The organism is Paenibacillus sp. J31TS4, from assembly GCF_018403265.1.
GTDB lineage: Bacteria > Bacillota > Bacilli > Paenibacillales > NBRC-103111 > J31TS4.
This window is the reverse complement of record NZ_BOSI01000001.1, coordinates 402,437-420,163: the sequence shown is the minus strand read 5'-3', so window position 1 is coordinate 420,163 and position 17,727 is coordinate 402,437. Positions and strand designations below refer to the sequence as shown.

Sequence of the window (17,727 nt, the reverse complement as noted above, 5' to 3'; positions counted from 1 at the left end):
TCCACACATCATATGAGACAGAAAACTATATTAAGAACTTTACAATAGTGTGTGACATACAGTATTATAAACGCAGGAGGTTGATCAAATGGCGGACGTGAACGAAACGACACATGGGCTGCTTCAGGAGCTGCGCCGTGGCACGATTATTCTAGGCGTGCTTAGCCAGATGGCAGAGCCCCGCTACGGGTATTCCCTCGTCCCTTTACTCGAGGAGAAGGGGATCGCGGTCGACGCGGGCACTCTGTATCCGCTGCTGCGCCGGTTGGAGAAGCAGGGGCTGCTCAATAGCGAATGGGATACGAACGAAGCCCGTCCGCGCAAGTATTATGTGCGGAGCCCGTTCGGGCAGCAGGTATACGACGCCCTGCGGGACGAGTGGCGAAGCATGAACCGAAGCATGGAAAGTCTGATGAACGAAGATGAGGGGGGTTCGAACGATGGAGCTCATTAGCCGTTATATCTATGCGGTCACCCGGCGGCTGCCCGAGAAGCAGAGGGCGGATATCGAGCAAGAGCTGCGTGGACTGATCGAAGACATGCTGGAAGTACGGTTGGAGCAGGGAGAGACAAAGGAGGAGGCGGCGGATGCCGTCCTACGGGAGCTTGGAGAGCCGCGGGCGCTGGCGGCGCGGTACGGAGGGGGTACCCGCTATTTGATCGGCCCGGAGCTCTTTCCCATCTATCTCTCGATCCTTCGCATTTCCGCAGCGGCAACTGCGATTGCGCTGTCGGTTTCGTTCTTCATCCGGTTCCTAACCAGCCCGGCTCTCATCGACGAACTGTTTGCCGATTTTGGCATGTCGCTTCTCGGCGGCGCGTTCCAGATCTTCACCTGGGTTACGCTCACGTTCGCTTTCTTGGAATACGCTGTCGCCAAGGAGGGCAAACCGCTTCGGCAGGGGAAGGGGGGGAAGAAACCGTGGAGTCCGGCCGATCTGCCGCCCGTTCCCGCTGAGAGGAAGGACATCAAGCGGTGTGACGCGGTTGCGGGTATAATCTTTACCGTCCTCTTCCTCGTCGTCTGTACGGTGCAGACGGACGCGCTCGGCATCTATTTTCTTTCGGGGGAGCAGCGGGGTATTGTGCCGTTCTTCGAGCAATCCGTTATCCAAAGCTTCCTGCCGCTTATCTGGCTGCTCGCTCTTCTGGCGATCGGCAGAGACAGCTTGAAGCTGATCAAACGAACCTGGACGTGGCAGCTGGCGGTGGTCCATCTGCTCGTCAACGCAGCCGCTCTAGGCCTATTCGCTCTTATGCTCCAGGACGGCGCCGTCTGGAACGCTCATTTTCTCGAGGGCCTGGTCCAGTACGGCATGGTGACGCCGGGCAGCGATGGGTATGCGAGCGCAGAGAGCACGTGGCAGTTGGTAACGAGTCGGTTCTTCTTGTTTCTCGTCATCATCGTGCTTGTGGATACCATTACCGTTCTGTACAAAGCATGGCGTCCCGCGCCGCCCGTCAAACAGCGTCAAGCGTGATGCCTTTCGAAACGCCAGCGGCTTCAAGCCTGCGTTCCACTAGGAACGCAGGTTTTTTGGTGAGATCTGTCCAGCTTTGTTTTACTCAAACTTTCCCTGTTCCGCCACCGGGATTGGATAGTACAGTGAGGAACGGAACCAGCAGCATTCTAGATGTAGAAGGGAAGTGACGCCCTTGCTGAACGGGCAGCCAGCCAAACCGGCAGGGATTTTAAGCAACCGGTTTGTTCAACTTATCGTTTTGTCCTCTGTCTTTTTGCATACGGGGATATGGGTGCGCAATTTTGCGATCCTAATGTACGTCTTGGAGAAGACCGGCCAGGATGCGAAGGCCGTCTCTCTGATCTCCGTGGCGGAATATGCACCGATTTTTGTGTTTTCTCTTATAGGCGGGACGTTCGCGGACCGATGGCGCCCCAAGCGCACGATGATCTGGTGCGACCTGCTGAGCGCCACGTCCGTCGGCGCCGTCCTGCTCGCGTTCCTGTTCGCCAGCTGGAAAGCGATTTTCTTTGCAACCCTCATCTCCGCCATCCTGTCGCAATTTTCTCAGCCGTCCGCCCTCAAGCTGTTCAAGCAGCACGTGCCGCCGGAGCAGCTGCAATCTGGCATGGCGATGTTTCAGACGACCATGGCGCTGTTCATGATTATCGGCCCAATGCTCGGTACGTTCGTGTACGAGTCGTTCGGCATCCAGACCGCGATCGGCGTCATGACGGCCGCGTTCTTGTTGTCCGCGGGCACGCTTACCTTTTTGCCGGAGAGCGAGCAGACGGAGAAGCAGAAGGCGGGCACAAGCGTCTGGCAGGAGCTTCAGGAAGGGCTTCGTTACGTCTGGTCCCGTTCGGTGCTGCGGACGATGGGCGGCGTCTATGCCGCGGCGGGGCTCGGCATGGGCCTCCTGCAGCCGCTCGGCGTCTTCATCGTCGTCGAACGGCTCGGCCTGCCGAAGGACAACCTCCAATGGTTTCTGGTTACGAACGGTGCGGCCATGCTGATCGGCGGAGTCCTGGTCATGGGATGGGCAAAGAGCCTGTCGCCGCAAAAGCTGCTGGCCATCGGACTGCTGGCAACCGGCGTGTCCGCCGTCTGCATCGGGCTGTCGACCAGCCTGGCCTTCTCGCTGGTCATGCAGTTTTTCAACGGCCTGTTGTTCCCCTGCATCCATATCGGCTTGAACACACTTATCCTCAAAGGAACCGAGGAGGCGTACATCGGACGGGTCAATGGGGTGTTGAATCCGGTCTTCACGGGGACGATGGTGGTGACGATGAGCCTGGCCGGCTGGCTGAAGAACGGGTTCGGTCTCGTGCCGATCTACGAAAGCGCGGGCCTTTTGTTCGTCGTCAGCATGCTTCTGCTGATCCCTCTATTCAAGCTGAAAGAGGGAGTCACGAAGCAGCAGGAAACCGGGTAGTCATCGCAGGCGGTAAATTAGTATTCTCTTCCTTACATCTACGACGGGGCTTCCGTGGACGCGGTCTAAAGCCTGGAAACCGGATTGCCGTCAACCTCTGGGAATCGGCTGCGATTCCGGCTATGATTGACTTGAGCAGATGAAGGGGAGAGAGACAAGAGGAGGCGGCGGCATGAATGCAGACAAGCGTTGGATCGAACGTGTCATTCAAATGGCTGTAGACAATGTGGAGAGAGGAGAGGATCCGTTCGCGGCACTCGTCGTCCGTGGAGACCGGGTGGTAGGAAGCGGCATCAACTGCACCCATCAAAGCCACGACCCGAGCGCACACGCCGAGCTGCTGGCGATCCGGGAGGCGTGCCGGACGCTGGAGACACCGGACTTGTCGGATTGCGAGCTGTATGCGAGTGGGGAGCCGTGTCCGATGTGCATGGGCGCCATCTATTGGGCGAAGCTCGGAGCGGTCTACTATGCGTGCGGCAAAGCGGACGCAGCCGATGGCGCCGGCTTCGGGGATCCTCTCCATTCCTTTTATGCAGATATGGCGGGTCCGCTTGAGAAGCGGTCGATCCCCATGCGGAAGATGGACTCGGATCGCAAGCTGGAGCCGTTTCGAGTATGGAAAGAACGCCAAGCCCGAGCGGATGGAGAACATACATGAGCATCCGACCAAGCATGGCTATGTGGCTGCCTGGACCAATGTGGTCCGGGTAGTTTTTTTGTTACCATATATTTGAAACGATGCTATATTAGGTAAAACGAACAATTAGATAAAAAAATCTTACCCGAACGGCGAGTTATATAGCGCTTGTTCTGCCCTTCTTTTATCTTTCCGAGCCCATCAAAAAGACATTTGCTCGAAAAGTGGAAGGATAATGAGCTTATTATGCTTTCAAGTTTTTATTGAAATGAGGAGAACCCGCAAATGAATGGAAGCAAGAGAGCCCTGCTTGCCGCTGCAATCTTCTGTGTCACGCTGACAGGATGCTCCAAGAATACGGCTGTCCAAACCGTAATCACAAGCATCGCGTCGATCGATACGGAACGGCTGAACGTCAATTGCTCCGAGGAAGTTAACCGGCACAAGAGAGGCCCTATTAATGCCATAGGTTACCTATGTGCCGTCAAGATTACCGACGATACCTCGATCACGACCGGTGAGAACAAACCTATCTCTAGAGACGAGTTGAAGGTTGGCGATTCCATTCGAATCGAATTGATGGCGCCGATGGAGATTAACGAAACCAATCGAACGCTTGAAGCGAAAGAGATCGTCAGGCTGTACCGCTAACATCGGGTATGATATATGGAAGCTGAACTAGAAGGAAGACGGATGGGGAACAGGGAAACACACCCCATTCTTAAGGTGACTAAGAGACTTGGGAGGTCAAACGATGAACACGGACGAACGCGAAATCATTTCCTTGTACCGGCAATTGCTGCAAGCATGGAATGACCGGGATGCGGGGGCGATGGCGGAGCTTTTTACGGAAGATGGGGAGAGTATTGGCTTTGACGGGAGCTCATCGGTCGGACGTCAAGACATTTTCGCTCATCTTCAGCCGATATTCGAGCATCATCCTACGGCCCCCTATGTAAGCAAAATCAGGAGCGTCCGGGTGCATGATGGCCGCGTCGCCATTCTGAGGTCCATTGCCGGCATGATCCCTCCTGGACAATCCGATCTGAATCCGAACGTGAACACCCACCATACAATAGTGGCGATTAAGAAGGAGGGTGTCTGGCGGATCGAGCTCTATCAGAACACTCCTGCCCAATTCCATGGCCGCCCCGAATTAGTGGACGAAATGACGAACGAATTGAGAGAAGCGTGGCATCAGGAGCAAGAAAGAGAAACTCCCTGATCTTCGCGCTGCCAATGTAGGAGGGTTGTTCTGCTGCTGGACCTAGTGAAGAAGGACGAAGTGGAGCTGGTGGGAAAGGTTTTGCGGATCGACGAGGATGGACTCCTCGTGCAGAAGCAGGACGGGAAAGAAAAACGAATTCCGATTCGTGACGAGGAAGAACGGGCAGCTTAGACACCGGGGCAGCCGATCGTCTGGCGGGAGGCGAGAAGATCGGAGATTCTCATGGAAATCAAAGGACCCGAAACAGTAGGACGCCAGTCCTGGCCGGTCTAGGCTCCTCTTAACGGGCCAGCACTTTGCTCGCTGAACAGCAAACAAATAGTAGGAAAGAGGATAAGGATGGATTCTCCCTTTCGCTGTATAACGGATATGATCTTTGTGGAGACGGACTTGGAACCGGCCGATGTGATTCTGGTGCCGGGCGGCAGTCACCCCCAGCAGATGGAACGAGCCGCTGCCCTGTATCATCAAGGGATGGCACCTTGGATTCTCCCTTCGGGAGGCAGCAATCCAAAGCTGGGGGAGCTGGAATGGCAGTATTTGAGAAGAATCGGTCTGGATCTGGGCGTGCCGGAGGAGGCCATTCTGAAGGAAGACGAGGCGCAGAATACGTTTGACAATGCGCGAAATTCATGGAAAGTGATCGAAGCTCTGGATCTCAAGGTGATGCGCGTCATCCTCGTCTGCAAAACGCAGCATGCAAGACGGGCGCTCATGACTTATCAGACGGTCTTTCCCCGGGAGATCAAGTTCATGGTTTCCCCGGTCATGGACAACCGCCAGATTGGCAGGGACAATTGGTTCCTGGACGAGGACAAGATCAAGAACGTCATGAAAGAAGTACAGAAGATCGGCAGCTATTTCGGCGCGCATATCCCTAATTGGGTGAACGAGAGGTGAATTTTAACCATTCAGCCGCTTTCGATTCTCCGTTGCGAGAGTAAGGAACGCGATGTAAACCGGCTTTACATTGAATTTTTTGCCAAACTCAAACTTATAGGTTGCGGTCTGAAGGTTGTTCGCTTTGAAATAGGGAGATGTGATGTAGTGAATGGTTATTTCGCTATCGTCCAGACCGGTCCCGGCTGTTTCCATGGTCACCTCGTAGATGGAGCTCAGATCAATCGAAGCGATTCTTGTTTTCTTGCCGGTTACTCCTTGGTGATCGATGAGGATTAGCCGTTCATCGGTAAAGATAAAGGAGTCCCGAACCAGCTTGAAGCCCATTTGAATGGTTTCTTCGGGCATCAAAAAAGTGCCGTATTGCTGCTGCAGTTCTTGAACGGGGACCTCCGAATAATTTCCGAACAGGCCGCTTAATAAAGGCATGACGTACCCTCTCCTTTTTCCATTTTTCCTATGCGCTCTACTGTCCCTTACCCATCTACAGGAATAGGAATCGGATCCTTTCCAAAGTATTCCCACTTAATTAAAGTATGTCGGCACGGAGGTGAGCATGCTGATTCGAAAAGCCACAACCCGGGACCTCGAATTTTTAATTCAGATCGACCGGAAAAACGAAGGCCTCACGTTAACGCAAGAAACGATGCTGATGAACGAGGACCTTGACCAGCATCGGAGGAAGATTGCCAGATTTGTTACCGAGGACAATCGGGGGGCATTCATCTATGAGACGAACGGGGAGCGGAGGGGAGCAATCCTGTTCTCCGAATCGAACCGGGATACGATCTATCCTCCCGATTGGAAAACGATCTTCCACGAATTGGACCGCGGCCTGTTCCAGAAGGACGGCCGGTTCCTGGAAGTCTTCAACCTGTGGGTCGACCCATGCTGCCGCCGGACTGGAATCGCTACCCGTCTCAAGCTTGAGCTCGAACAGGAAGCGCTTCGGCGTCAGGTGAATGTTGTCTACACGCATACGGAGGAGCGAAATGAGCATGTCCTGGAGCTGAACAGGAAGCTGGGCTATGTGGAGGTCAGGCGCGGCCCCATATGGGATGACGTCATACGGGTCAGCCTGATCAAGCAGTTGTAAGGCCGCCGCCATGCAAATACCGATCCTTCCATGCCGTCTGTATCCGATCGAGCAAAAGGAGAGAAGCAAGCCGCTCATTCCCTGTGTTAATCTATGGATAGCCTACATGTAGAGAAGGAGAGTGATCCTATGAAAGCAGAAGAGCAAGGACCTGTTGTGAAGACGGAAATGCTCATCCGCAGACCGGTACATGAAGTCTATGAAGCGTTCGTGGATCCGACCGTCACGACCAAATTTTGGTTTACCCGGAGCAGCGGACGGCTGGAGGAAGGAACATCGATTCTATGGGAATGGGAGATGTACGGCGTCCAGGACACAGTCTTTGTCCATACATTAGAGCCTAACGAACGCATCCTGGTTCACTGCTCGGATGGAACAACGGTCGAATGGCGATTTGTTCCGCGCAGCGAGCAGGAGACGTTCGTCACGATTACGAACACAGGGTTCCCGGGCTCGCAGGAAGAGGCCGGGCAGCAAGCACTGGATGCAATGGGAGGCTACACCATGGTGCTGTGCGGACTGAAGGCTCTGCTTGAGCACAACGTCCTCCTCAACTTGGTGGCGGACAAGGCTCCCGACGCACACGTAAACCGTTAGCGTCCCGGCTTCACGCGAGAGAACTCCATGCAGAAGAAAGGAAGTCGGAATGGTCACCAAATGGATAGGTCTCTTGCTGTACGTGATCAGCATCGGCGTCATCTGGATGTACAAGATGCCGATTCTGGACTGGCTGCAGGCGGACGTCACAGGCAGCACGTTCATCTGGCTAGCCGGAGCGGCCGTCCTCTTCGCACTCGTGCCGGCGATTCCCTATGGCATTATCGCCGGACTAATAGGAGCACGGTACGGAGCAGTGGCGGGCGGACTTCTTAATGTTGCCTGCTCGACGCTGGCGGCCATCATTCTGTTCCTGATCGTCCGGCTGGCGTTCCGGGAACAGGGGCGGCGCTGGATTAGCCGCTCCAGACGAGCGGACCGCTTCCTGTGCGTTATGGAAACCAACGCTTTTTGGGCGGTGCTCACCGCCCGGCTGCTTCCATTCGTTCCGGCGCAGGCCGTCAACGCCGCTGCGGCCTTGAGCCGCATGAAGATCGGGGTCTTTGCTTTGGCCACCTGCCTCGGAAAGCTCCCCGTCATGTTCACTTTTGCGCTGGTTGGCGAGCAGGCGACAGCCGACTTGTTCGGTGCCGGTCGAACCGTTCTGCTATACACGCTGCTCGTCGCTGCAGGGTTTTTCGCTTATCGCTGGTACCGTAGGAGAGCTCCTTCTCCCGCCGAGGAAGCGGAGTAAGGCCGTTCTGTCCACAAATCGTGGCAGAGCGGCTTTTTTGTGCTGCCGGAAACTGTGCAGCCGGGCCGTTTGTATGTTATACAACAGGGCGGATCTGAGTCTTTTGTTCGGCGGCATCAGCCTCGCGCTATTCCCGGTTCTCGTGCTGTTTTTCAGCTTCCAGCGCTATTTTGTAAAAGGGCTCGTCACGGGAGCGGTCAAAGGGTAGTGTCGCGCCTAGTCAACGAAGGCAGCCGACGGCCTGCCTGTTTGGTCTGTTCTCGTATCGTCTGGAGTAACGGGAGTCCTCGGTCATCCGTTCATAATGACGCCGCCCGTCACGTGAATAAACTGCCCGGAGACGTAGGAGGAATCGTCGGAGGCCAAGTAAACATAAGCCGGAGCTATTTCATACGGCTGGCCTGCCCGTTTCATCGGCGTCTTCGCTCCCCACTGCGCTACTTGCTCCGCCGGAAAGGAAGCCGGGATGAGCGGCGTCCAGATGGTTCCCGGGACGACACCGTTGACCCGAATGCCGCGGCTCTGCAGCGATTTTGACAAGGAACGGGTGAACGCGACGATCGCGCCTTTCGTAGCGGAGTAGTCGATCAGCTGCTCATTGCCTTCGTAGGCAGTGAGCGATGACGCATTCACGATCGTATCTCCCCGCTGCATATGCGCGAGGGCCGCTTTGGTCAAGTAAAACATCGAGAAGAAGTTGGTGCGGAACGTCTTTTCCATTTGTTCGGACGGAATGTTCTGGAGGCCGTTCTGAACATGCTGTTCCGCAGCGTTGTTCACCAAAATGTTGAGCTTGCCGAACTGCGCGATCGTCTGCTCGACGATCTGCTGGCAAAACGGCTCGCTCCCGATATCGCCAGCGATCGCGAGACACCGTCTGCCGGTTTGCTCCACCGCCTGCTTCGTTTCTTCCGCGTCGGCATGCTCGTTCAAGTAGACGATGACGACATCGGCGCCTTCCTTGGCGAAAGCCACCGCAATGGCCCGTCCCTGTCCGCTGTCACCGCCGGTGATGACCGCGACTTTGCCGGTTAATTTGCCGCTTCCTTTGTAAGCCGGATTGTCGTAGACGGGTCTTGGCTCCATCAGCGATTCCATGCCCGGCTGATCGGACTGGTGCTGGGGAGGGTAGGGAGGAAAGGGGGACATGCCCGGAGAGGCCGGGGTATGCGATTCGGTTGTCGTATTAGCCATTGTGAAGTTGCTCCTCTCGTTCATTCGTGAAATCCGGATGGGGAATGGATGCGGTCGCCACGTCCAGCAAAATCGGTTCACCGCCGGAACTCCATCGTGCAAGGGCCTGTTCCAATTGGTCGAGCGTTTCCACCCGGAAGGACGTCCAGCCGCAGCCTTCTGCTACTTTGGCGAAATCGGGGTTGGTCAGCTCGGTTCCTTCCGGCTGCAGCCCTTTTTTGATCATTTTGTCTCGTTCCATCTGAAGCGCTCCATTGTTGAAAACAACAACAAGGATCGGCAATCGGTACCTCGCGGCTGTCAGCAGGTCGGCCAGCACCATACCTAATCCGCCGTCGCCCGTTATGCAGACCACTTGCTTGTTCGGAAAGCACAGCTTGGCCGCCATGGCCGCAGGCAGCCCGAATCCCATCGTCCGCCAGTGTTCGGAGAGGACGATGCGCTGAGAGGAGGCCCGGAAAGAGCGGAGGAACCAGAGGGTGGAATTTCCTTCATCCAAGGCAATGACGGCGTCACTCGCAATAGATTGCTCTAGGCTCTTAATAATCCTCGCAGGAGCAAGAGGCGAGGCCGATGGCCGACACTCGCTTTCCCGCTGTACGGACCATGCTTGTTTACACTTGCGGATCTGCTCCAGCCAAGCGGGATTGGGCTTATACGACTGCTTCATCTCCTCCAACCAGTCTGGAAGAAGAGCCGCCGCCTCCCCAACGATGGCAAGATCCGCGGGAACCGAACCTCCGATGCTTCCCGGCCGCTTGGCAAGCTGAATAATCCTGGCGTTAGCCGGAGCCAAGCTTTTCGGCCACCAAGACGTCTCGATGGCCAGGACGACGTCGGCTTGCGGGAACAGCGCATCGAGATGGGGATTCCCGCCCTCTCCAAGTCCATGTAACAAAGAAGGATGCGAATCGGGGACGAGGCCGATCGCGCCATAGCTCATCACGATGGCACAGCCCCATGCGTCCGCCATTGCTTGCAGCACGTCCGAGTCTACTCGGACTCGGCTGCCGACCAGCATGACAGGCCGCTTGGCGGATTGCATGATCTGCACCGCTTGCAGGACGGCATCGGGCGCGGCGCAAGGAACGGGCATCATCGGTTGGGCCCGGGGCGGACCCGCTGCTGTCTGGAGGAACACGTCTTGCGGGATAGACAAATGCGTAACGGTCTGCTGCAGAAGAGACGTACTCATGGCCTGCGTCAAGGAATCGACAACCGCCTCCGGATGAACGACCAATTCGCTCGAGGACGAGACAGGTCCGACCAGCTGCTGCTGATGGATGAACTGCTTATAGGACGTGCCGATCTTGGCAAGCGGCGCTTGACCGGTGATGGCGAGAACTGGGGCATTGTCCAGATAGGCGTCCCCCAGCCCGTTGATCAGATTGGCGAGACCCGGTCCCATTTGGGAGGCGCATACTGCCAAGCGGCCGGTTAACTTAGCCTCCGCCGAAGCCATCATAGCCGCGACGGACTCGTGCTTGACCGCGATGAACGAAATGGCTTCTTGCTTGGCAAGTGCGTCCAGAAGTCCAAAGATGGCGTCCCCGACGACTCCGTAAATCCGCTGGACCCCCCACAGACGAAGCTGCTCCAGAATAACGTCTGCCACCGTAGCGGAAGCAGGCAGCTTGGGGACCGGTACGGGTGCCGCACTGTTTTTCGGTTTCGAGCTCATCATGTCATGTTCACCTCCAATTATGGAAAAGGTTGTGCAACATTATTGCTCCTTATCCAGTGGAAGGGAGCATGCAAGGGAAATTCGTTCTCGACTTGAGACTTAAGGACGAAAGTGAGATAAAGACAGGTATAAGTCCTGTCTATATCCGTTCATCTGTGATATAGTAAGCTTGCAAAAAAGCGCTTTCATTCGAACTTCGAAACTATTCAGAAGAGAGGTGGGAACCTCCTATCGATGAAGGGGGACGGGGAAACAATCGATGCGGCGGGTGAACTGGTCCAGGAAAATTGAATCGAGATAAGGAGGCGTCTCCGTGCGAAAGTTGGTTCTGCCTAGAGCATTGCTAGTCTTCTTGTGCTGGTGTCTAACTCTTTCCATGTTTGCAGGTATGCCATTCGTCCAGGCGGCGGAAGGAGGGATGGTGCCTGTTCCGGCCTTGCTAAACCCGGGGTTCGAGCAGCCCTTGTCGTCAGGCCTTATCCCCGGCTGGACGCAAAATTTGGGGACTGGAAAAACAGGAACCGTCGGCTTATCCAAGACAGTCAGCCGCGGCGGAAGCGGCAGCCTGATGCTGGACGACCGCGATACGACTACAAGCTTCGGCGCCGAAAGCGTCCGAATGCCCGTTAAGACAGGGGAGAACTACCGCGCTGGCGCTTATTTCTACTTGGAGGGCGGCGCGGTGAATATGCAGCTCCGGTTTTACGACAGCGCCGACAAGCTTCTGGCGTCGGGAGGAATTGTGGAAGCGAGTCCGCTCTACCAGGAAGGTCCGCTTAACCAATGGCAGCCTCTCTTCGTCGAAGCGGCGGCACCCGCTGGAGCGGCCACCGCTTCTATCGTCCTCGTGACCGGGAAGAGCAAGAAAGGAATCGCCTACTGGGACGACGTGACGTTCGTGCGCCAGCTGCCCGTGGCGAACGGAGGGTTCGAAGAGCCGGCAGCCGATGCGGGCGTGCCCGGATGGAACCTGATCCTGGGCACGGGGAATAACGGGGGGCTGTCCGTCTCCCGGGCAACCTATGTGGCTGGAACCGCAAGTCTGCAGCTGACGGACCGCGATACCGTCAATTTCGCGGCGGAAAGCTCGAAAAGTGCCGTCACGCCTCTAGCATCCTATACGGTAACGGCGGACGTCTATCTGGACAGCGGCTCCGTCCAACTGCAGGCAAGGTTCTATCGGGCTAACGGAACCTTGATCCCGACATCGGAAGGCGGCATCGCCGTTCATGATCCGAACTTTACGAGCGGACCGGCCGGCCGCTGGCAGTCCCTATCGGTTACCGCTTCCGCACCCGCAGATGCGGCTGCCGTCTCGGTAGTGGCCGTATCCGGCAAGGCGGCGACCGGGATCAGCTATTGGGATAACGTACGGCTTGCGGAAGAGGTATTCGTCCTGGGAACCAAGCAGGAGGAGCCGCCTCAAGTCTCCGAGCCGCAGCGGTTCCTCCGAAATGCCGGGTTCGAAGAGCCGGCAGCGGATGGTGCCATTCCCGGCTGGACGGTCAAGTCCGGAAAAGTTAGCGTAAGCCGGACGACCGCTTATGAAGGGCAGAGCAGCTTATACATCGAGAACGAGGCGAATGTCGGCCCCGCCGTGAACGTGGAGAGCGATCTCATCGACGTCGAGGAGGGTGCCGTCTATTCGCTTACCTCCAGCGTGCTGCTGCAGGCGGGCAGCTTGGAGGGCTTCTATGTCTATGTGTACGACGAGGCGGGCAGACAGATCCCCGGGCCTACCGGCTCCGCCTTCCATCTCTATGTAAACAAGCTGGCCGGCTCGGCGGACGGCAAGTGGGAGCTGGCCGAAGGGACATTCCAGGTGCAGCCCGGTGGCAAAAAAGCTAAAGTGGCGATGATCTCCGGCATGAAGAAGACTTACCAGCTTTACCTGGATAACATTAGCCTGATGAAGGCGATTCCGAACGGCGGGTTCGAGCAGGAGACCGTGGGCGGCAAGATTCCGGGCTGGCAGCCTGTCAACGCCGCGGCGGATGCTCCCTCCTTCTCTGTGACGGATGAAAAGTTCGCGGTAGGCACGCACAGCTTGAAGCTGCAGAATACGCCCGGCAAATATTTGAACGTCATCAGCGACCTGATTCCGGTCGAGCCGGGAATGACGTATACGGCGATGGCACGGACATTTGTCGAATACGGTTCTGCCGATATGTATGTCCGTTACTTTGACGCGGACGGCCGGTATTTGAACAAGCAGCAGTACAGCATCAAGGCGGAACCGACCGGCTCCTGGTTTACGAACGCGGTCAAGGCCGAGGTTCCCTCGGAGGCCCGCTATGCCGCTATCCTGTTCGCAGGAAGCCCAACGAAAACGTTTACCTATTACGTGGACGACGTCAAGCTGGTCAGAGGGGACCACATTGTGGCTGAAGAACCGGTTCCGGTCAACGCGATCGAAAATGTCGCGCAGGATCTCGGCGTGCAGGTTCGAAAAGCGACGATCATGAGAGGCGATCTGGGCAAATACGGCGACGGGCGCGACGTTCTCTATACGGTCGTGCAGGGCTCGCCGTCCATCTTCACCGTCATAGACGTCAGTACGGAGCAGGTGATCGCGAGCCAGCCGCTGCCGAATACGGAAGGCGCCTGGTCGGTCAAGGTGTCCTCCGACGGCTCCGTCTATCTCGGCGCCTACAATCTCGGTCTCCTGTACCGGTACATTCCGTCCACCGGCGAGATGAAGAATCTCGGACATCCGCTCGCCTCGAAAGACGCGGTGCTGTATCCGATGGATACCGGCAAAGACGGCAAAATGTACGGGGGCACGTATTCGACCGGCAGTATTTACGAATATGATCCGGCTACCGACAAGTTCACCGATTTTGGCACGATGGCCGTCCAGAACTCGGGAGAACGCTGGGTGCGCGTCACGGTGGTCGATCCCGAAACAAACAAGATCTATGCCGGTGTCGGCAACCAGCCCAGACTGGTCGAATACGACATGGCCACCGGAACGAAGAAGGATCTTCTGCCGGAAAAATACCGCAACATCATTGCGGTCTATGACCTCAATTTGGTGGGCGGCAAGCTGTTTGCCCGCAAGGAGGCCAACAACAGCTTCGAGACGTTCGTGCTCGATGCGCGCACGGGCGCCGAAGTGCTGCTGACGAACGGAGATACGGGGGAACAAGGCTATTCGCTCATCAACTATTCGCGAGGCGTGTCCCCGAAGTCTCCGATCGCAAACAAGCTGTATTATGCAGGCGTCAATGGCAAGATGTTCGAGTATGATCTGGACAAGGATACGTACCGTTCGCTCGGCGTGAGCATAGACGGCGCGGCAATCGCCTACGGATACTTGGAGCTCCAGGAGGAAGGCTTCCCCGGTTACAGCCTGGTCGGCTTGTCCGGTAACGGAGGCAAGATGTTTAAGTATAACCTGGCGACCGGCAACGTCAAGCTGACGGATGTTGCGCTCCCCGCCGAGCCGATCAAAATTCACGATATCGGGAAAGGGCCGGACGGCAAAATCTACACAACCGGTTACTTGGCCGGCAACGTTGGCGTTCATACGCCGACGTCCGGAACCAGCATGTATCTGAACGGAATCAGCCAGTCGGAAGGCATGACGGTCGTGGGGAACAAGATGTACTTCGGCATCTATCCGGATGCTAAGATCTATGAATACGATCTGGCGAAGCCGTGGAACCGGGACAATTCCGACAAGCTGAACCCGGTGCAAATCTTTACCATGTCCAAGAATGAACAGATTCCCGGCTATACGCTGCAGGACCGGCCGTTCGCCATGGCGGGAGCGGACGATCGAGGCAAGCTGTTCGTTGGGACGGTGCCGAAGAACGCGCTGCTTGGCGGCGCGCTGGCCGTCTATGACGTGAACACCCGGACGGAACCCGAGATTTACTGGAATCTGGTTCCGGACCAGAGCATTCTGTCGCTCGTTTACAAGGACGGCATGCTGTATGGCGGCACCTCCATTCACGGCGGCCAGGGCGGCACACCCAAGGCGGCGGAGGCCGTCCTGTTCATGTGGGACGTCGACAAGAAAGAGATGGTGTACCAAACCGTTCCGGTTCCGGGCAAGCAGTCCATCACGGCTCTGCATGTCGGGCCGGACGGGATGATCTGGGGACTTGCGAACGGAGCGCTCTTTCAATTCGATCCGCAGACGAAGCGGGTGATCTTCAGCAAGGATGCGTTCCCGAGCGCGTCGGGCCGCTGGATCGACGGCTCGTTCGAGACAGGAACCGACGGGAATCTCTATGCGACGGTCGGTGGGAATTTCTTCAAGGTCGACGTGGAGTCGAAGCAGGTGGAGGTGCTCGCCACCAAGACGCAGAAGGTGGCCCAAGACGATTACGGCCACTTCTATCTGTACACGGCGGACGGGACGAAGCTCTACAAATACACGGACCCCGCGCTCATTCTTAAGCTGACAGGTGCGGAGCTATCCGTTCCTGTGACGAAGCTCGCCGCAGGGACACGGCTGCCACTGTCAATCGAGGGACTTCTGGAGAAGGGTCGAAGGACGAGAGAGCTGGCGGGGGCAGATATCCGCTTTGCCGTCAGCGATCCGGATGCCGTAACGGTCACTCGGGAGTCGATACGTGTCAACAAGCCTGGAAAAGTCCGGATAACAGCGACGATCACGCTGGACGGGCAAAGTGTACAGTCGAACACGCTGGAGCTGATTGTCACAGGTGCAGGCAAGCCTGAGCAGCCGGGCAATCCGGGCGCGCCAGGGAATCCGGGAATACCCGGGCAGCCGGGTAGACCGGATCATCCGGGGGAGCCTAGAAATCCTCCAGGTAAGTCCGGGACTCCCTAAGACATCTCTGGCGTGGGAGCTTCTCGAACGGCAGCTCAGAACGGAACGGCACTAAGGGATCGGAACCCCGGCGTCATCAGACGCCGGGGTTCTCTTTAATTGCCGAACCGAAAGAGCCTGCGCGCGGATGTGCCGACCGAACGAACCCCAATTGACCTGTGGTTGACCGCAAGTCCACTTTGATGTATGATTTTCTTGTTCGATCTCGCCCGCGCACGCTGTGCGCATTCAGGGGCGGGACATTTTTTTGTTGACCAATAAAGTCTGAGTCAGGCACTATCAAGTGCTGCTTGGGATGCTAGGGAAGCAGCTCTTCCCGGCCGTTCGGAGTAGTAACGAAAGCGCTTGCCGGACCGTCGAACATTTCGCTAAAACGAAGGAGTTGCCGACAGATTATGGAAAACGCTAACAAATCCATGGAGTATCGGTTGGAAAAGGATTTTCTGGGAAGCAAGGAAATTCCGAAAGAGGCCTATTACGGGATTCAAACGCTGCGCGCGGCTGAGAACTTCCCGATCACGGGATATCGGATCCACCCCGAGCTGATTCGGGCGCTGGCAATCGTCAAAAAATGTGCGGCGCTTGCCAACATGCATGTCCGCCAGATTCCGCCTAACATTGGCGAAGCAATCGTACAAGCGGCGGACGAGATTCTGGCCGGGGGCTTCCACGACCAGTTTATTGTGGACCCAATCCAGGGCGGTGCGGGTACCTCGATCAATATGAATGCGAACGAAGTGATTGCGAACCGGGCGATTGAGATTCTCGGCGGCGAAAAGGGCGATTACTTCTCCCTCAGTCCGAACTCGCACGTCAATAAAGGGCAATCGACCAACGACGCGTTCCCGACCGCAATGCATATCGCGACACTGTCCTTGCTGAACCAGCTGCTTGCGACGATGGACGAGCTGATTGGCACCTTCGAGTCGAAGGCCAAGGAATTCGACGCCGTCATCAAAATGGGCCGCACGCATCTGCAGGACGCCGTGCCGATCCGGTTAGGCCAGGAATTCGAAGCGTATGCCCGGGTCCTGACCCGCGACAAGCTGCGGATCTCGCGGACGCGCGAGCATCTGTACGAAGTGAATATGGGAGCGACCGCAGTGGGCACCGGCCTAAACGCCGATCCGGCCTATATCAAACGGGTAACCGAGCTGCTCGCGGACGAGAGCGGATTCCCGCTCGTCAGTGCCGAGAATCTGGTCGACGCCACGCAGAACACCGACGTCTATACGGAGGTTTCCGCTACGCTCAAGGTCTGCATGATGAACCTGTCCAAGATCGCAAACGATCTGCGGATGATGGCTTCCGGTCCGCGTGCGGGCTTCGGGGAGATTAATCTGCCGGCGCGGCAGCCGGGTTCGTCGATCATGCCGGGCAAAGTGAACCCGGTCATGGCCGAGCTCATCAACCAGGTGGCTTTCCAGGTGATTGGCAACGACCATACGATTTGTCTGGCCTCCGAGGCGGGTCAATTCGAGCTGAACGTCATGGAGCCGGTGCTCTTCTTCAACCTGCTGCAATCGCTCAGCATGATGAACCAAGCGTTCCGGGTCTTCCGCGAGTACTGCGTAGAAGGCATTCAAGCGAACGTGGAGCGCTGCAAATCGTACGTGGACAACAGCGTCGGCATCATCACGGCGTTGAATCCGCATCTGGGCTACGAGACGGCTGCGCGCATCGCAAGAGAAGCGATCCTGTCCGGCAAATCGGTCCGCGAGCTTTGCCTCGAGTACAACGTCCTCACCGAGGAGGAGCTCGACCTGATTCTGAATCCGTATGAGATGACCCATCCGGGCATTGCGGGCAAAGCGCTGCTCGATCGTCAATAATAGAAGCTTATACACATTGGCACCTGCCGCAGCAGCGGAGGTGCTTTTTTGTTTGTCGACGGAGAAGCGTTCGCAGGCCTTGAATCGGTTGATCTGGGCCTTGGCCTACTAAATGGGCGCTTGCGTCAGTAACAAGTGCGGATTTCCTCCATATATTGAA

General features: G+C 56.7%; 16 protein-coding genes. 13 read left to right on the top strand and 3 right to left on the bottom strand.

Features of this window, described 5'->3' with window-relative positions; translation table 11 throughout:
* Positions 1-88: 88 nt before the first annotated feature.
* The 7 genes from KJS47_RS01865 to KJS47_RS01835 all read left to right on the top strand — a co-directional run bounded on the left by KJS47_RS01865 (position 89) and on the right by KJS47_RS01835 (position 5,666).
* On the top strand, positions 89-454 hold the full coding sequence (locus tag KJS47_RS01865) for a PadR family transcriptional regulator (protein WP_213522284.1): 366 nt from the start codon (positions 89-91) through the stop codon (positions 452-454).
* Complete coding sequence (locus KJS47_RS01860) at positions 441-1,481, top strand: permease prefix domain 1-containing protein (RefSeq protein ID WP_213522282.1); 1,041 nt, start codon at positions 441-443, stop codon at positions 1,479-1,481. The genes KJS47_RS01865 and KJS47_RS01860 overlap by 14 nt, the downstream gene beginning before the upstream one ends.
* Positions 1,482-1,656: 175 nt before the next feature.
* A complete protein-coding gene (locus KJS47_RS01855; protein ID WP_306433001.1) occupies positions 1,657-2,898 on the top strand; it encodes an MFS transporter in 1,242 nt (413 codons plus the stop codon).
* Between the two features lie 172 nt (positions 2,899-3,070).
* A complete protein-coding gene (locus KJS47_RS01850; protein WP_213522280.1) occupies positions 3,071-3,559 on the top strand; it encodes a nucleoside deaminase in 489 nt (162 codons plus the stop codon).
* A gap of 264 nt (positions 3,560-3,823) precedes the next feature.
* Positions 3,824-4,189 (top strand): hypothetical protein, encoded by a 366-nt coding sequence (locus KJS47_RS01845; RefSeq protein ID WP_213522278.1) that lies wholly within the window; start codon positions 3,824-3,826, stop codon positions 4,187-4,189.
* A 103-nt stretch (positions 4,190-4,292) separates the two neighbouring features.
* Complete coding sequence (locus KJS47_RS01840; protein ID WP_213522276.1) at positions 4,293-4,763, top strand: SgcJ/EcaC family oxidoreductase; 471 nt, start codon at positions 4,293-4,295, stop codon at positions 4,761-4,763.
* Between the two features lie 342 nt (positions 4,764-5,105).
* Positions 5,106-5,666, top strand: coding sequence for a YdcF family protein (locus KJS47_RS01835; RefSeq protein WP_213522274.1), 561 nt, complete (start codon positions 5,106-5,108; stop codon positions 5,664-5,666).
* A 3-nt stretch (positions 5,667-5,669) separates the two neighbouring features.
* Here KJS47_RS01835 and KJS47_RS01830 read toward each other — a convergent pair whose 3' ends face one another.
* On the bottom strand, positions 5,670-6,095 hold the full coding sequence (locus KJS47_RS01830) for a PH domain-containing protein (protein ID WP_213522272.1): 426 nt from the start codon (positions 6,093-6,095) through the stop codon (positions 5,670-5,672).
* 127 nt (positions 6,096-6,222) lie between these two features.
* Here KJS47_RS01830 and KJS47_RS01825 point away from each other — a divergent pair, with 127 nt between their 5' ends.
* From KJS47_RS01825 to KJS47_RS24215, 4 genes are all read left to right on the top strand, one after another.
* Positions 6,223-6,762: a GNAT family N-acetyltransferase gene (locus KJS47_RS01825; RefSeq protein WP_213522270.1), complete on the top strand. Its 540-nt coding sequence runs from the start codon at positions 6,223-6,225 to the stop codon at positions 6,760-6,762.
* Between the two features lie 129 nt (positions 6,763-6,891).
* Positions 6,892-7,359, top strand: coding sequence for an SRPBCC family protein (locus tag KJS47_RS01820; protein ID WP_213522267.1), 468 nt, complete (start codon positions 6,892-6,894; stop codon positions 7,357-7,359).
* A gap of 49 nt (positions 7,360-7,408) precedes the next feature.
* On the top strand, positions 7,409-8,053 hold the full coding sequence (locus KJS47_RS01815) for a TVP38/TMEM64 family protein (protein WP_213522265.1): 645 nt from the start codon (positions 7,409-7,411) through the stop codon (positions 8,051-8,053).
* A gap of 73 nt (positions 8,054-8,126) precedes the next feature.
* Positions 8,127-8,261, top strand: coding sequence for a hypothetical protein (locus KJS47_RS24215; RefSeq protein ID WP_283772046.1), 135 nt, complete (start codon positions 8,127-8,129; stop codon positions 8,259-8,261).
* Between the two features lie 83 nt (positions 8,262-8,344).
* Here KJS47_RS24215 and KJS47_RS01810 read toward each other — a convergent pair whose 3' ends face one another.
* Both KJS47_RS01810 and KJS47_RS01805 read right to left on the bottom strand, forming a co-directional pair.
* A complete protein-coding gene (locus KJS47_RS01810) occupies positions 8,345-9,202 on the bottom strand; it encodes an SDR family oxidoreductase (RefSeq protein WP_213524914.1) in 858 nt (285 codons plus the stop codon).
* A gap of 37 nt (positions 9,203-9,239) precedes the next feature.
* Positions 9,240-10,931, bottom strand: a complete 1,692-nt coding sequence (locus KJS47_RS01805; protein ID WP_249716046.1) for a thiamine pyrophosphate-binding protein — start codon at positions 10,929-10,931, stop codon at positions 9,240-9,242.
* Positions 10,932-11,430: 499 nt separating this feature from the next.
* Between KJS47_RS01805 and KJS47_RS01800 the strand changes: the two genes are divergently transcribed.
* On the top strand, positions 11,431-15,735 hold the full coding sequence (locus KJS47_RS01800) for a collagen-like triple helix repeat-containing protein (RefSeq protein WP_213522263.1): 4,305 nt from the start codon (positions 11,431-11,433) through the stop codon (positions 15,733-15,735).
* Between the two features lie 395 nt (positions 15,736-16,130).
* Positions 16,131-17,567 (top strand): aspartate ammonia-lyase, encoded by a 1,437-nt coding sequence (gene aspA / locus KJS47_RS01795; protein ID WP_249716045.1) that lies wholly within the window; start codon positions 16,131-16,133, stop codon positions 17,565-17,567.
* The last annotated feature ends 160 nt before the right edge of the window (positions 17,568-17,727 follow it).